The sequence below is a fragment of the Amycolatopsis pithecellobii genome (assembly GCF_009707865.1).
Classification (GTDB): domain Bacteria; phylum Actinomycetota; class Actinomycetes; order Mycobacteriales; family Pseudonocardiaceae; genus Amycolatopsis_E; species Amycolatopsis_E pithecellobii.
In genome coordinates this window covers 1-15,475 of record NZ_WMBA01000111.1, presented here as the reverse complement: position 1 = coordinate 15,475, position 15,475 = coordinate 1, and the positions used below count along the sequence as shown (strand labels likewise).

Below are 15,475 nucleotides of genomic sequence, written 5' to 3'. Positions count from 1 at the left end.
CGCTGGAGCGGGAGCGTGTGGCGCAGGAGCGTGTGGCGCGTGAGCAGCGGGAGCGTGCGGCGGAGGTGCTGGCGCGGGAGCGGGAGCATGTGGCCGAGGTGCTGGCGCGGGAGCGGGAGCGTGCGGCCGAGGTGCTGGCGCGGGAGCGGGAGCGTGCGGCCGAGGAGTTGGCGCGGGAGCGGGAGCGTGCGGCCGAGGAGTTGGCGCGGGAGCGGGAGCGTGCGGCCGAGCTGCTGGCGCGGGAGCGGGAGCGTGCGGCGGCGGAGCTGGCCCGGGAGCGTGCAGCGCTGGAGCGGGAGCGCGTGGCACGGGAGCTGGTGAACCAGCAGCGGGAGCGTGTGGCGCAGGAGCAGGAGCGTGTGGCGCGGGAGCAGCGGGAACGTGCTGCGCAGGAACCGGTGCTGGAGCCGGAGCAGCGGCGGAGTGCAGCGCGGGAGCGGCGGCGGCTTGCGGTGCTGGAGCTGGAACGGGAGCGTGCGGCGCAAGAGCGGCGCCGTCGTTCGGCGCGGGAACGGTACCGTGCGGCGCAGGAGCGGCGGCGTGCGGCGCAGGAACAACGGGAGCGTGCGGCGGAGACGGAAGCCCCGGCGCAGGAGAGGCCCATCCCGCCGCTTCCAGTCCGTCCGGAGGAGGGCACAGCTGCGTCGCTGCCGACCGAGTCCGACGTGCCGGTGCCGGCCCCGTCGACGGTGTATGCCGCCGGCACCAACCAGCTGCGGCCCGTGGCGGTGTTGTCGGACGCGGAGAAGGCCGAGTTGTGGCGGGGCGCCCAGGTCGTCGTGCGGCGTGCTATGTCGGAGCCTTACCAGGATCGTGAGGGTCTGAACATCCGGTTCACCACATGGGTGGCCGGGAGCAGGTTTTCCGGGGAGCGGTACGAGGCCTTGGAGAACTTGGTACGGACGGAGTTGCCTCGTTATCTGGGTGAGGCGTTGGACGAGCTGTACCCGGAGAGGGACTTTCCGCATCGGGTCTCGGAATGGCCGGTGACGTACGGGCACTTGCCCGGCAATAAGGCGAACAGCGGAAAGTGGGAGTTGGCGGTCCTGGACGGGCCGCGGGAGACAGTCGCGTCGTATCGGGCGAAGGACACGTTGCAGGCCTGGCTGTTCCTGGACCGGCTTCAGGAGGTTGATCGTCGCCGGATCGAGTGGATGGCCGAGGGTTTTGCGGATGCCGTGGTGCGGGCGCCGGCGAACGAGTTGCTCCGGTTCGAGGCCGTCCTCCATGTGATGTCGTTCCCTGGTGGCCATGCGGATGCGAATCAGAAACGGCTTGCGCCTCTTGTGCAACTGATCGAGGCGGCGGTGTGGCGCAGGGTCGGGGAGGAGCCGGAACGGGCCGAACAGGTGCTCGCGCGGGTGAGGGTTGCTCTGGAGGAGAGCACCGGAAACCCCCGGCATGGTCTTGTGGAGGTGACCATCGGGGGGCGGCGTCCCGAAGCGGGTCCGGTGGACGCGGCGGGGGTCGGTGCCGTGCGGGAGGTGCAGGTTCGTCGGGACCGGGAGGCCGGGGGCACGGCCCAGGATCGCGCGCGGGAGGTGCAGGTTCGTCGGGACCGGGAGGCCGGGGGCACGGCCCAGGATCGCGCGCGGGAGGAAGCCAGGCGGGAGCGGGAGCTGGCGGAGGCGCGGAGGGGTAAGAGGCGGCGTGTAGAGGAGGTTGAGGAAGAGGTGCGGCCCGCGCCGCAGCCGCCTGTTTCCCGGCCGCGTCCGCCGGTGCCCGCGCCGCAGGCGCCTGTTTCTAGGCCGCGTCCGCCGGTTTCTGGGTCGGGTCTGCCGGTGTCTGTGCCGCAGGCGCCTGTTTCTAGGCCGGAGCCGCCGGTTTCTGGGTCGGGTCTGCCGGTGTCTGTGCCGCAGGCGCCTGTTTCTAGGCCGGAGCCGCCGGTTTCTGGGTCGGGTCTGCCGGTGTCTGTGCCGCAGGCGCCTGTTTCTCGGCCGGAGCCGCCGGTGATCGCGCCGCAGCAGCCTGTTTCCCGGCCGGATATGCCTGTCGTCCGGCCGGGTGTGCCGGTGATTCCGCCAGAGCCAGGGGCACTGGCGTGGGGGAACCACGTTGACCGGTTCGCGCGGCGCCTGTCGCGTGAGGATCGGGCTGAGGTGCTGCGTGTGGCGCCCGACATCGTGCGCCAGGCGATGGCGGGTGACTATCAGAAGTACGAGGGGCTGGATCTACGGGTCAAGGTGAAGTTGAGCCGGACTCGGTGGGCTGATGACCTGTTCAGCGCGTTGAGGACGTCGTTCGAGAGGGACCTGCCCGAAATTCTGAATGCGACGCTGGATGAGCTGTATCCGGCGGAGGAGTATCCGAACCGGCCTTCCCACTGGCTGGTGACGGTCACCCAGGAGCAGGGTGACAAGACGAGCAATGGGAACTGGAGCCTGGTGATTGGGGACGGGCCGCGGGAGACGGTGGCGTCCTATCGTGCGCGGCGTGCGTACGAGACCCGCTTCGCCGTAGGAGAGTTCTCGGCGGTCGACCGTGCTCGCATCGCGTGGATGGCCGAGGGTTTCGCCGATGCCTTGGTGCATGCTTTGGCGCAGCCGCAACGCGGTCAGCGGCTGCCCCAGTTCAGCGGACTGGTGCACGCGGTCCACACGCCGGGAATCGCCACGGAGCGGGGGCTTTCGCCGCTCTGGCAGCTGGTGGAGGCCGCGGTGAGATGGCGGTTGGGACAGTATCCGGCGGGTGCGTTCCCGATGCCCCCGCAGGAGATGCTGGCGCTGGCGTTGGCGCAGGTAGGACTGCGGCCTGTCATGCATCCTCCCGGTGAGCCGATGGTGGGCGTCGTGCAGATCGGTGTGGAGGGGCAGCGTCCTGAGGTGGGGTTGTTCGGTCCGGAGGTGTACACGGATCCTGAGAACCCGTTGCCTTAGCGGGTGGAGGAGCTGGGGGTGGCTCGGGATGGGTTGCGGTTGGCGGGTGTGTCGGATTCGCATCCGTTGTTGGCTGCTGCTCGGGGGATTGTGAATGGGCGGCATCAGTTTCCGGGGTTGGGTGATTCGTGGGTGGTGCGGGCGCATCGGTCGCGGTATCGGGCTGCGGTGGATTTGGTGGCGTGGGAGCTGGATCGGTTTGGTGAGGACAGGGCGGAGTCGTTGTCTGCCAGTCTTGTTGATGAGGTGATGTGGCCGCGGCGTTCGGGTGTGCCGGGTGGTGCTCCGCGGCGGGCACCGGTGGAGCTGCAGGCGGGTGAGTCGTCGCGGGCGGGTGCGGCCGGGCGGGACTCCGACGCGACGGCACGCGATTGGCGTGGCGAGATCACGAGTGCGGGCCCGTCACGGCTGACCGACGACGCACAGGCCGAGCTCGTCGAAAAGGCACAGAGTTTCGCCGAATACGTTGCCAGGCGCGCGGAGACCACCCTGGCGCCGCTGAAAGTCGAGTTGCACTTCTCGGACATCTACAACAGGATCCAGGTGTACGGCGGTCCGGTGTACCAGGCGCTCGAGGACCAGCTGCGGAACGCGCTGGTGGACAAGGGCCTCGATCCGGATGCGGTGGGACTGACCTTCAAGCGCAGCCCCCATTACCTCAGGCGGCGCGGGCAGCAGAGCGCCGGGTTCACGGTGGGCGAAGCACCGGAGTTGTCCCCGGAGGATTACCGCGCGGCGCGGCACGTGCCGCTGCCCCTGCTGCCCACCTCGCACCAGCTACCCGCCGAGGCCCGACGCCGGCTCGGATGGCAGGTGGACGGCTTCGTCCAGCGGTTGCGGGACAACACCGATCCCGGGCAGCCGGTCAAGCTCACCGTCAACGTGCGCGCGGGGATGAACCACAACGTGTGGGTCGAACGGCAGGTGCTCCTGAACGAGCTCGATGAGGCTCTGCGGGCCGCGCTGCCGGAACCCGCGGTGGTCGAGGCGATTCTCCGGGACAACGTGGAGTTCGTCCCGGTTCCGACGGAGTCGCGTGCCTCGGTCGTCCACCTCGAGATCACTGGTCCGGACCACGAATTGGATCACCGCCGACCCGAGCCCGAGCCGGAGCCGCCGCGCCAGAGAGACCCGAACGATCGCTTCAAGGGACTCTTCGTCGCGCTGGGTCCGGGCGAGGTGCGGTTGTTCGACAATGATGTGCGCCAGTTCCGTGTCTTCGCGCAACGGCTGGGTGCCTTGATGCGGAATGCGGCGCCGGACACCGAGCCGGAGGACCTCCGGATCGGTGTGCTGACCAAGCGCACGCTGGTCGATCCGGCAACCGGTGAGTCGAGCTGGGTGATGGCCGACCACCGTGTGCGGCGAGCGGTCCGGCAGTACCTCACGGGCCTGCTGAGTGAGGAACTCACGACGCTGGGAATTTCGGAGCAGAGGATCCAGGGGCTGTCGATCACCTGGCTGTGGCAGCCACAGCACCGAGGGTACGAGGGTGGCCTCGAGGTCAGGATGCATCCGACCCCCGGCCGGACCCCGGACGACTACCGCAACGCGAGAGAACTGACCGACGCCTTCTACCACACGCGGAGCGAAGAGCTGCCGGTCGCGGTGGAGCGCCGCCTCCGGTGGGCGGTGCAGGGTTTCCTGGGCCGTTTCGCCAGTAGCGCGCCGCAGACCCGTCCCCACCTGGCCATCGACATCCTCGGTACCGCCGAAACCGGTCCTGGCCGTCTGGCCCGGGTCCTCGCGGTGGTACGGAACGAATTGGTGGCGGCCGGAAGGCAGCGGCCAGGCCTGCCGCCTACTGAGACACTCCTGCGTGACCACATGCGGCTCGAGTGGAACCCGCAGCTCGAGTTCCCACCGGGGATCCACCTCCGGCTCGTGGAGACGTCTCCGGACGTGGAGGCGGCTCCGGACGCGGAGGTGGCTCCGGACGCGGAGGTGGCGCGACCCGCGAACCCTGCCCCATTCACCTTCGTCATGGATCTGCGGTCCGCGGACGTCGGTTCGCGTGCAGCCGATGAGATGGACGTGGACATCCCGGGCCCGCAGCCGCCCGCCCGGCAGGACCGCCGCCCGGCCGGCGCGCCTCCGACGGCCGACGCGAGGCCTGCCGGATCCGGACGTGGAGCAGACGATGCGACCGCCGCGGGGGCGGTCGAGCAGCCCGCCACTCCCGCGCCGCGGCCGGCCGGCGCGGGGGAATCCGTGTTGGCCCGCTACCTGCGCCTTTCCGGAAGTCGGGTGGTTGCTGACGGTGAGTTGACCGAAGGGCACGGCTTCGAACTCACGCCGGAAGCGACTACCGCGCTGGACGCTCCGGGCGGCGAGGTGGCCGGGCTGGTGCGGCAGGGACACACCTCGTTCGAGGTGCTGCTCACGCTGCGCGGACCGCACGGCGCACGGCACGACCGGATGGCGGAGTCGATCCTCAACGGCCTCAAGCGGGCCGTCGACGCCGCGCCGGACATGGTCGGGCGGTCGGCCGATGACCTGACGTGGAATGTGCAGCGCCAGGCCCTCACCGCCGCACCGGCTGGGGATTACGGAAAGTGGGAGCTGCGCCTCCAGCCGACCGTGCCGCCGCACCTCATGCCCCCTGGGGCGGGCGAGTCGCGGGGACCTGTACCCGGGGCAGGGGCCGATGACGCGGAACACCCGCCTGGCATGACGTCTGGCGTTGAGACGGATGCCCGGTCGGAGGCGTCGAGCGACGGTTTGTTCGTGTCCGAGCGGCCGGGGGTTCGGATGGCGGATCCGGAGTCGTCAGGGGATACGACCGGCGGACGGGATGGCTCGGAGTCGGCTGGCCATGTCAGTGAAGACGTTGAGACGGATGTCCGGTCGGAGGCGTCGGGCGCCGGTTTGGTGTCCGAGCGGCCGGGGGTTCGGGTGCCGGATCCGGAGTCGTCAGGGGACACGACCGGCCGACGGGATGGCTCGGAGCCGGCCGGCAATGTCACGGAAGACGTTGAGACAGGCTCGCCCGAGCCGGTTCCGGTCCGACTGCCCCATCACATGAAATCCCGGATGCGGGTAAGGCTTCCGGAGGGCCAGACCTGGTCCGGCACCGTCACCGGCGTGGGCGGCATCGGGGTGGACGAGGCCACGCCGGGGGGGCTGGACGCGTTCGCGGATTCCTATGCCGAGGAGGTGATGGCCCGCGTCCGGCTCAACGCGGTGCTGCCGGACCTCAGGGTGAGTGTCTTCTCCGGGCCGGGCGAGGCGGAACTGGTCTCGCAGAAGTTCTCGCTGCTCAAAACGCTCTTCGAGGATGCAGTAGAGGCACGCGGCGGTGATAAGGGCTTCGTGCATATCACTGAACTGCCGGAGCTGGGCGAGACGTCCGAGGTCAGGATCGAGCGGTTCGACGGCCCGCGAACGGGTCGGCGGAATTACCGTTCCGCGGCCAAGCTGACCGAGTTGTTCGTGGAGTCGCGCGCGCTTCTGCCGAAGGCCGCGGAGGAGCGGCTGGCCCTGCGGCTGGACAGCTTCCTCGAGGCGCAGTTGGCGTTGCCGCCAGGGGAACGCCGTGTCGCGGACGTGGGAGTGGTGGTCCGGCCGGATGCCGAGTTCGTGCCTTACTTGACCGAGACGCGGCGCGTGGTCTCCGAACGCATCGGCGCGGTGTTCCATCGGCACTCGTCCGACCGGCTGCCTTCAGCCGAGGAGATGCTGCGGGAGTGGTTCAGGTTCGCCCCGTACAGGTCAGGCCCGACCGGTAAGACCGCGGTCCTGCTCGACGTGCCGCCCGTGCGGATTCCTCCGGCTGCCGAGGCCCCGGCGCCCGCCCTCGGGGCCGACCCGCCCGAAGCGGTTCTGGTTCCGCTGCCTCGTGCTTTGAGCGAGCGTCTGGAGGTCGGGCTTCCGGAGGGCGAAGCCTGGGCCGGTACCTTCGCCGGCCTCGGTATCGCCGAGCTGGACCCGGGCACGCTGACGCGCTTGCGGGTATTCGCGGATTCCTATGCCGAGGAGGTGATGTCCCGGGTCGGGAACGATGCCGTGTTGCCAGATCTGCAGCTGGGCGTCTTCTCGAAGCCGGACGAGCGCGACCTGAGTACGGCGAAGTTCTCGCGGTTGAAGAAGGTCTTCGAGGATGCGGTCGAGGCGCGCGGCGGTGACAAGAGCGTGCTGCATTTCACCGAGCTTCCCTACGAGCTGCCGACCCGGAGCGATGCGCCTCAGATCAGGATCCGGCGATTCGACGGCCCGAGCTTGTCCCGGTCCCATTACCGCTCGGTGGGGCAGCTGACCGAGTTCTTCGTACCGTCCCAGCGGGTACTGCCGAAGGCCACGCGGGAGCGGTTGTCGTTGCGGTTGGACAGTTTTATCGATGAGCAGCTGTCGTTGCCGCCGCAGCAGCGCCGGACCGCGGACGTGGGCCTGGCCGTCCAGTCCAGGGCCAACCCCGGTGGCTACCTCGGTCAGGTGTACCGCCTGATCTCCGAACGCGTCGAGACGGCTTTCGGCAGGCGCCCGTCCGATCCGGGGCTCCCTCCGGCAGAAGAGGCGCTGCGGCAGTGGTTCCGGTTCACCTCATATCAGGCGAATTCGTCCGAACGGTTTGCGATCCTGCTCGACGTCCCGCAGGCGCAGGATGTCCCGCAGGTGCAGGATGTGGTTCCCGGGTCGCCACCGGAGCCGGTCTCAGTCTCCTGGGGTGAGCCGGTACGACCCGGCGCGGATGCTCAGCTCCCGCTGAACACCGCGGTCTACTTCCGGACATTCCCATTGAGCCCGGACGTGCCGCCGGAACTGTCGGACGCCGCGTGGCGGGAGGTGCGGGCGTTCGCGCGGGAGTACGCGGCGAACGTGGAGAAGCTTGAGCGGGCGAACCGGGAACTGCCGGAGATCCGGTTGGTCCACCGGGACGCCCCGGACCGGCGCTCCGAGAGCGACCAGGTGTTCGAGATGGTCGAGCGCGAGTTGCGGTCGGCGGTCGCGGCCCGGGGCCTGGCCCCGGAAGCTCTGGGATTGCGTTTCGACCATGACACCAGCCTGCTCGCGGCCGGTGACCGGCCTGGCCTTTCGATCGCCGTGCACGACGCGCCATACCTGTCGTCGGACGGCTATCGCGCCGCGCGCAGGCTGGACCTGCCGCTCGTCGACGGTGAGAACGACGTGCCGCGGATGACCGCGGCGGCGCAGGAACGCTTGCAGCGGATGACGGAAGGCCTCGTCCAGCGGGTGCGGGACGATATCGATCCCGCAAATCCGTCCCGGTTGGTCGTGGAGTTGCGCCTTCCGCGGACGAACGCGGGGCCGTACCGGGACCTGGGCATCCGGTCCGTGCGGGCGGCGGTGTCCGCCGCGGTGGGCGCTGAGGAGGGCAGCCAGGCGGTCACCGACCTGTTCCGGCAGCACATCACGTTCGCCGAACGTCAGGGCACGCCAGGAGTCCTCCTGGATATCGTCGGCCCCGAGCACGAACTGGACCGTCGCACGCCCGAGCCGGCGGTAGACCTCAGCTGGCAGGCGAACCGCGGTACGGCCACGACTGGGCGCGGGGATACACCCATCACGTTCCGCCGGCTGGAGCCCGGCGAGGTGCGGGTGTCGTACTTCGGTGAGGAGGAGTTACGGACACTCGGCCGGGGCCTGGGAGAGCAGATCCGTGACTTGGCTCCGGGTGTCCAGTGGCCGCACACCTGGCTCGTCCTGCGGACGCTGCCCGAGCGGTTCCGATCGGAACCACTCCGGGAAAGCGTGATCGACTACGTCTATTCCCTGCTGGAGGCCGGGCTGGTCGAGGCGGGTGTCGAGGCCCGGATGGTGAACGACCTTCCCATCACCTGGCGGTTCGTTACGGGCCACCACGATTTCGAGGGCGATCTCGAGTACCGGTCCGAGCCGTCGACCGGGCGCACGGCCGACGATTACCGGAACGCCGGAAGCTTCGAGACCGGCTTCATCGACCGGCAGAGCCACCAGCTGCCCTCGGTGGCCGAGGAACAGCTGGGCTGGGCGGTGGAAGGGTTCGCTTCCCGGTTCGATCCGGCCACCGGTGGCCCGAGGCTCAGGGTCGAGGTGTCGGATGGTGAGCTCCGCGGGCCGGCGCGTCGTGCGGCGATCGACCGGTTCGTGCGCGCGAAGCTGGCCGACGCGCACCGGCCAGGGTGGCCCTCGGTCGAGGAGATGATGCGCGATCACGTGGAGATCAGGCGGGACACTCGATTCGTCTTCGCGCCCGGAGTGGAACTGCGGCTCGCCGAGCTGGATCCCATCGAGGTGATCGAGCTCGATCGGGACAGCTCTGAATCTCCGGCGCCGGTACCTCCCGTGAATCCCGACGCGTGGATGGAGGATTTGATCGACCTGGATCAGCACAGCTCGGGATCTTCGACGCCGGAACCTCCGGTGGAGTCGAACGCCTCGACGGGGAGCATCCCGTCCAGGCCGATCGAGTCTGAGTTCAATTTCGAGAACGCAGCTGCTCAGGATCAGGTCGCTAGCCCCATCGACTTCGAGGAGTTCTTCGGTCCGTTCTCCATGTTGCCCGACCCGCTTCCCGATTTTTTCGACATGGGGACGGGACGAGCCGACGATCGCGATCCGGACGGGGTTCGCGGTGCCCGGACGGAAGCCTCGGTGGATCCGGTTCGGCCGGCGGACCTGCCGACAGGGGGTCAGCCCAATGTGGACTTGGGTTCGCTGGAGGACCGCCGATCCGAGTGGGAACGGCACACCACGGCAAGGCGCCTCGCGGGCCGGGCGGCGGAAGAACGGGCGGCGGAAGGAGGGGCGGAAGCGTCGCGTCGGAATGGCCGTGAGATGGCGGCGGATCGTGCGCGGGCGACTTTCCAGGGGCCTCTCGGGCTGGATGGTGTGCTGTCTCCGGATGCGGCTCGTCGGGTTGAGCGGATGACGGAGGGTTTTGTCGACGCGATGGTGTCGGGGCGGGCACCGTCTCGGATGCGGGTGTTCTTGCATGTTTCGCCGGATGTTGACGCGGAGGTGTGGGCTGGGCCGTTCGACCGGCTGGTCACCAGTGTCGTTGAGCGTCGGCTGGGTGAATACCCGGTGGGTGCGCATGGGTTGACGCCGGCACAGGTGCTGGCGCAGACCCAGTTGACGGTAATGGGGCGCCCGGAATTTGCTGATCCTCTGCGCGGGATGCTGGCCGTGTCCGTGGACGGGCAGCGTCCCGCGGCGGGGTTGTTCGGTCCGGAGGTGTTTACCGATCCGGCGAATCCGTTGCCCGGCCGGGCGGTGCTGCTGGCCGAGGCGCGCCAAGGATTGGCTGGTCTGACGGGGGCTGACCTGTTGAGGGCCGAGGCGAGGCCGCTGGTTGCTCAGTGGAATCAGCCGCCGAGGGCGTTGGGGGTGTCGTCGGCGGACATCGCGCACAGGTCGCGGTTTGACGCGGCGGTGGAGTTGGTGGCGTGGGAGTTGCATCAGTCTGGTGTGGACAGTGCGGAGGCGTTGTCGGAGGGGCTTGTCGATGAGGTGATGTGGCCTCGGGAGTCCGGTCTGCTCGGTGGGGCCCCGCGACCGGAGGAGACGCAGCCGCGGGTCGGCGAGTCTTCGGGCTTGACGGCGCAAGAACGTCAAGCTGATTTCCGCCGGCGTGACGATCACGCGTCGAGTGACCAGGAGCGTGACGAGTACCCGCCTGACAGCGAGCCGAAGCTGGAGTGGACCGGCCACTTCAAGAGCGGCCGGAACCTGCTCACCGACGACGACACCGAGAAGCTGGGGGAGCGGCTCGATGTGCTGGCTCCCAAACTGCTGAAACTCGCGCGAGGGGGGCGTGAGGCGCTGGACATCCGTGCCGTCCGCTACGGGAGCACCGCAAGTACGTCGCAATTGAACGCGTTCGAGCGTAAGGTGCTCGATCTCCTCGACGAGAAGCTCGCGGCCCTGCAGGACGGCGCGCCGGAGCACACGGTCGACAGCATGAAACTGGCCGTCACGACGATTCCCGTCGTCACTCGTAAGAGCGAGCCGCGCGTCGAGCTCTGGGTTCATGCCGGTCCGCAGCGCGAGATCGCGTACTACCGCACGGCGACCACCGTCGATCTGGAAGCGATCAGTCGTTCCGCCGACTTCCCCATCGCGCACACCAACAGACTGCGCATGATGATCGAGGGCGTGGCTGCGGAGGCGGTCAAGGCCGGCTCCCGGATACCAACGGTGCGTATCCGAGGCCGTCAAAGCGGCCTGCGAACCGAGCGTGAGAACAAGCTGCAAGAGGTCATTCGCGCCGGGATCGAAAACGCGCTGGCCAAAGCGGCCGCGGAACGCCCCGGAGTCGCTTTGCCGACGGTCGAGAAGTTGCTGCCCGAGATCGACTCCGTCACGGTGAATCCCGGTGGGACCAGGGGTACCGGCGCCTTGATGTCGGTGACGGTCGCCAGGCCTGAGGACTGGGCCCGGCCAGGTGGCCCCGAACCGGTCATTCCCCCGGGCGATGACGGGGCGGAAGGACCTGATGCGCAGCCGGGACCGGCGCGGTCACTCGCGGGTGAGAATCGTGCCGTCGAGGGGATGGATGGCCGATTCGATTTCGGCGTCGGGTGGGGCGACAACCTCCTCGGGCCCTGGCTTTTCGGTGGGCGGATCGACGACCAGCCGATGTCGGCGGCGCAGCCGGACCACGGCCTCGAGCTGGCCGCCCGCCGGGACGAGTGGCTGCAACAGAGCGCGGCTGAGCGTGCGGAGGCCCGTGAGCGGGTGTACGAGGAGCGGGACACGGAGCCGAGGAAGCAGCCGGATCCGGATTCCGCGTTGGTCGCGGATCGTGCTCGGGTGGATTTCGAGACCCGGGTCGAGCTCTGGGGTGGTTTGTCGACGGCCAACCGGGTGCGGATCGAGCGGATGGCAGAGGGATTTGTGGACGCGGCGGTGCGGGCTCGGCCCGGCGGGTTGCCCCGGCTGCGGGTGGCTGTGCATGTGTCCACGACGGAGAGCCACGCTCGCCGGATGGTGACCGCGTCTGTGGAAGCGGCCGTGCGGCGGCGGTGGGCGGAGTATCCGCCGGGTGCCGCGGCGGTGCCGCTGGAGTCGGTTCTGGCTCGGGTGGATGAGTCGGTGGTGGAGTACGCCGACGGCATCGATCCCCGGGTCGGTGTGGTCCAGGTGCATGTGGACGGGCAGCGTCCGGCGCAGGGGTTGTACGGTCCGCAGGTTTTCACCGATGTGGCGAATCCGTTGCCGGCCAGGGCGGAGGCGTTGGCGGCAGCCCGGGCAGGGCTGGCTGATCTCGCTGACGACGGGGTTCTTCGGGAGGAGGCCCAGCGGCTCGTTGTCGAGCGTCATCGGCCGCCGAGGCGTGATGAGGCGTCGTGGGTGCACGAAGCTCATCGATCGCGGTTCGACGCGGCTCTGGAGTTGGTGGCGTGGGAGCTGCATGAGCGTGGGCGGGCCAGTGCGGCTGTGTTGTCGGAGTCGCTGGTTCCGGAGGTCGGATCACCTCGGTTTGGCGATGAGGCGGCGGTGGATCGGGCGCGGACGGTGTTTCAGGGGCGCCTTGGGATGGGGGGTGTGCTGCCGCCGGATGTGGCTCGTCGGGTTGGGCGGATGGCGGAGGGTTTTGTCGATGCGGTGGTGTCGGGGCGGGCGTCTCGTATGCGGATCGTGTTGCATGTCTCGCCGGATGTCGATGCGGCTGCGTGGGCTCGGCCGTTCGAAACCTTCGTTATGGGGGTTGTCGAGCGTCGGCTGGGCGAGTACCCGGTGGGTGCGCATGGGTTGACGTCGGCGCAGGTGCTGGCGCAGACCAACCTGGAGGTGTTGGGGCATCCGGAGCCGGCTGATCCTCGGCGCGGGATGGCGGACGTGTTCGTGGAGGGGCAGCGTCCTGTGGTGGGGTTGTTCGGTCCGGAGGTGTTCACGGATCCGGCGAATCCGTTGCCTGGCCGGGTGATGTTGCTGGCCGAGGCGCGTGCGGGGTTGGCCGACCTGCCGGGGGCTCGCACAATCCTGGGTGAGGCCAGGGCCATCATCGCGCGATGGCACCAGCCGCCGCGGATGGCGGCTGATGGGCGGCCGGAGGTGAAGCAGGCTCACAGGTCGCGGTTTGATGCGGCGGTCGAGTTGGTGGCGTGGGAGCGGTTCCGTAATGGCATCGCCTCTGCTGACGAGCTGGCTCGTGACCTCGTTCCGGAGGTGATGTGGCCCCGGGAGCCCGGTCTGCTCGGTGGGGCCCCGCGACCGGAGCTGGTGCAGCCGCAAGGAGGGGAGTCGTCACGGGCAGGTGCCGGCCGGCTGGACGAGGACGACGAGACGGGTTCGGTGACGAGTGAGTATTCGCTGCGGGAGGTGCCGGATTCGGAGGTGGTCGTTCCCCCGCAGGCGCCGCGCCAGCCCAGGGTTCCCTGGCAACAACCGTCCGATGCCGCGATCGTCCAGGAACTGAGGTTTCCGGTTGCGTTGAAGGACGGCGTGCGGAGGCTGTCGGACGACGGACTGCAGGATGTCCTCAAGTTCGCCCGGGTTTATGCGGCAAATGTGAAGCAGCTGTACCTGGCGGGCCGGGAGATGCCGGACGTCCGTCTGCAGTTCTGGGACACTGTCTCACGGCTTGCCGACGGCAACTGGATTTTCCGCCAGGCCGAGAAGGTGCTGTGGTCCGCGGTACGGGCCGAGGGCTTGGACCCGAGGGCGCTGCGGTTGCGTTTCGACCGCGCCGCCACTATGGCTTCGTCCGATAGTGCTGGTTTCGGGCTTTCGGTTCACCACTCGCCGCACTTGAGGCCGGAAGACTATCGCGCGGCCCGGAGGCTGGCGTTGCCCCTCCGCGCGCGAAACTACGGCACGAGAATCCCGCTGGCGTACTTGCGGCGGTGGCGGTGGTTGACCGAGGGGTTCGTGCAGCGGGTCATCGACCACCGGGATCCGGCTGCGGCACCCCGGTTGGTTCTTGTCCTGCAGCGAGGTTCAACAGGGGTGGCCGAGCGTCGGCAGGCGGTTGTCACGCTGTTGAACAGGGTGCTCCGCACCGCGCTGGGCACGGAGGATCCGCTGGTGGTCGCCGAGTTCATCCGGCGGCACGTCGTGTTCACCGAACGCACGGGTCGCTTCGGGCTGCTACTGGCTGTCGCAGGTCCGGACCACGCCTTGGATGCTCAGGTGGCCGCGGCTCCGATGGAGCTGCAGTGGCCAGGGATCCGGACCGGTGACGACCGCGATGCCACGCTTCCCCTGGCCGAATTCAGGCACGCGAAGTTCGAGGAGGTCAGGCCGGACGCCGTCAGTCTCCAGGCCCGGGATCTGGAGGTGTTTCAGCTGTTCGGGCAGCGCCTCGCTGAGGAGCGCAGTGAGCTGCCCGAGGGTGCGCAGTGGCACGACGTGCGGATCAGCGTGCAAGCGTGGCACGCTGAGGTCGATTCCGAGCGCGCCCAGACGCTGATGAAGGGCTATCTGAGGGCACAGCTCGGGGTCGGCATGGCCCAGGCTGGTGCCGATGCGACCCTGGTGGACGAGCTTCCGATTACCTGGATCTTCACCGTAGCCCGCCAGTCGGCGAAGCAACGCGGTGTCCACTACCGGGCACTGCCTTCGTCGGGACATACCGCTGACCATTATCGGAACGCGAAGTCCCTCGAGACCGGCTTCATCCAGCACGCCCGGATGTCGGCGGTGGCTGAGCAGCAGCTCATGTGGGCGGTGGAGGGATTTTCGTCCCGGCTCGAGGCGAGTGACGAGGGGGCGCGCCCGAAGCTCAGGATCGTGATCGGCGGTCACGGCGCGGTGCACGCGAAACGCCGTGCACGCATCGAGGATCTGATCCGCGCGGCTTTGACGGGGGTCGGTCACGACCTTTCCGTTGACGAGGTCATGCGCGACCACGTGGAGATCAAGCCGAGTCCCCGGCTCAGGGTCGGTGACGGGCTCCACGTGCGGCTCACCGAGACGGACGCCGTCGGTTCCGCCTCGGCTTCGGCCGTGGAGGCGGGGAACTCCGGGCCCCTCCGGGATCGGCCTGGCTCACCACTGGCCGATGATTCGCTCGGACCGGAGCAGCCCCAGTTCGAGTCGCAGCCGACGGTCGAGGAGCCGGTGGGTTCCGACGAGGAGCGGTGGTGGAATGAGCCGGCCCATCCTTGGCAGGACGACTTCACACCGCAGCTCGCGGAGGAGCCCGGCTCCTCGGTTCGGGAGTCCTCTGTGGACAGTGGCGCGGCCAACGAGATGATGCGGGAGCTGTTCGATTTCGACGCGTTGGACCGGGAGCCGAGCGCCGGCCCCTCCCAGCAGGAGGAGGCGGAGCCGGAATCCCAGCAGGGCGCCGCCCACGATGAATTCGGCCCCGTCGTCGATTGGGAGGCGGTGTGGGCTGAGTCGTTCGACCCCTTCGCCGATCTGGCTCCGCTGGCCGTCGAGATGGTCGACGATGCCCGGCCGGAGTCCTCGGAAGCCACGGAGGAGCAGGCTCGGATAGCTGCGGAACAGGCCGCGCGCGCCCAGGCCGACCAGCTCGCGGCGGCGCACCGGGAGCTGGAGGAATCCCGGCAGCGTGCAGCCGAGGCGCTGGAGCGGGAGCGTGTGGCGCAGGAGCGTGTGGCGCGTGAGCAGCGGGAGCGTGCGGCGGAGGTGCTGGCGCGGGAGCGGGAGCATGTGGCCGAGGTGCTGGCGCGGGAGCGGGAGCGTGCGGC

At 69.1% G+C, this 15,475-nt stretch carries 1 protein-coding gene and 1 pseudogene; both read left to right on the top strand.

Going from position 1 to position 15,475, the window contains the following annotated elements; genetic code table 11:
* Positions 1-2,876: pseudogene (locus GKO32_RS36985) on the top strand (hypothetical protein); the annotation flags it as partial.
* 222 nt (positions 2,877-3,098) lie between these two features.
* Positions 3,099-15,475: hypothetical protein (locus GKO32_RS36980; RefSeq protein WP_208024659.1), on the top strand; the 12,377-nt coding region annotated here is incomplete at its 3' end.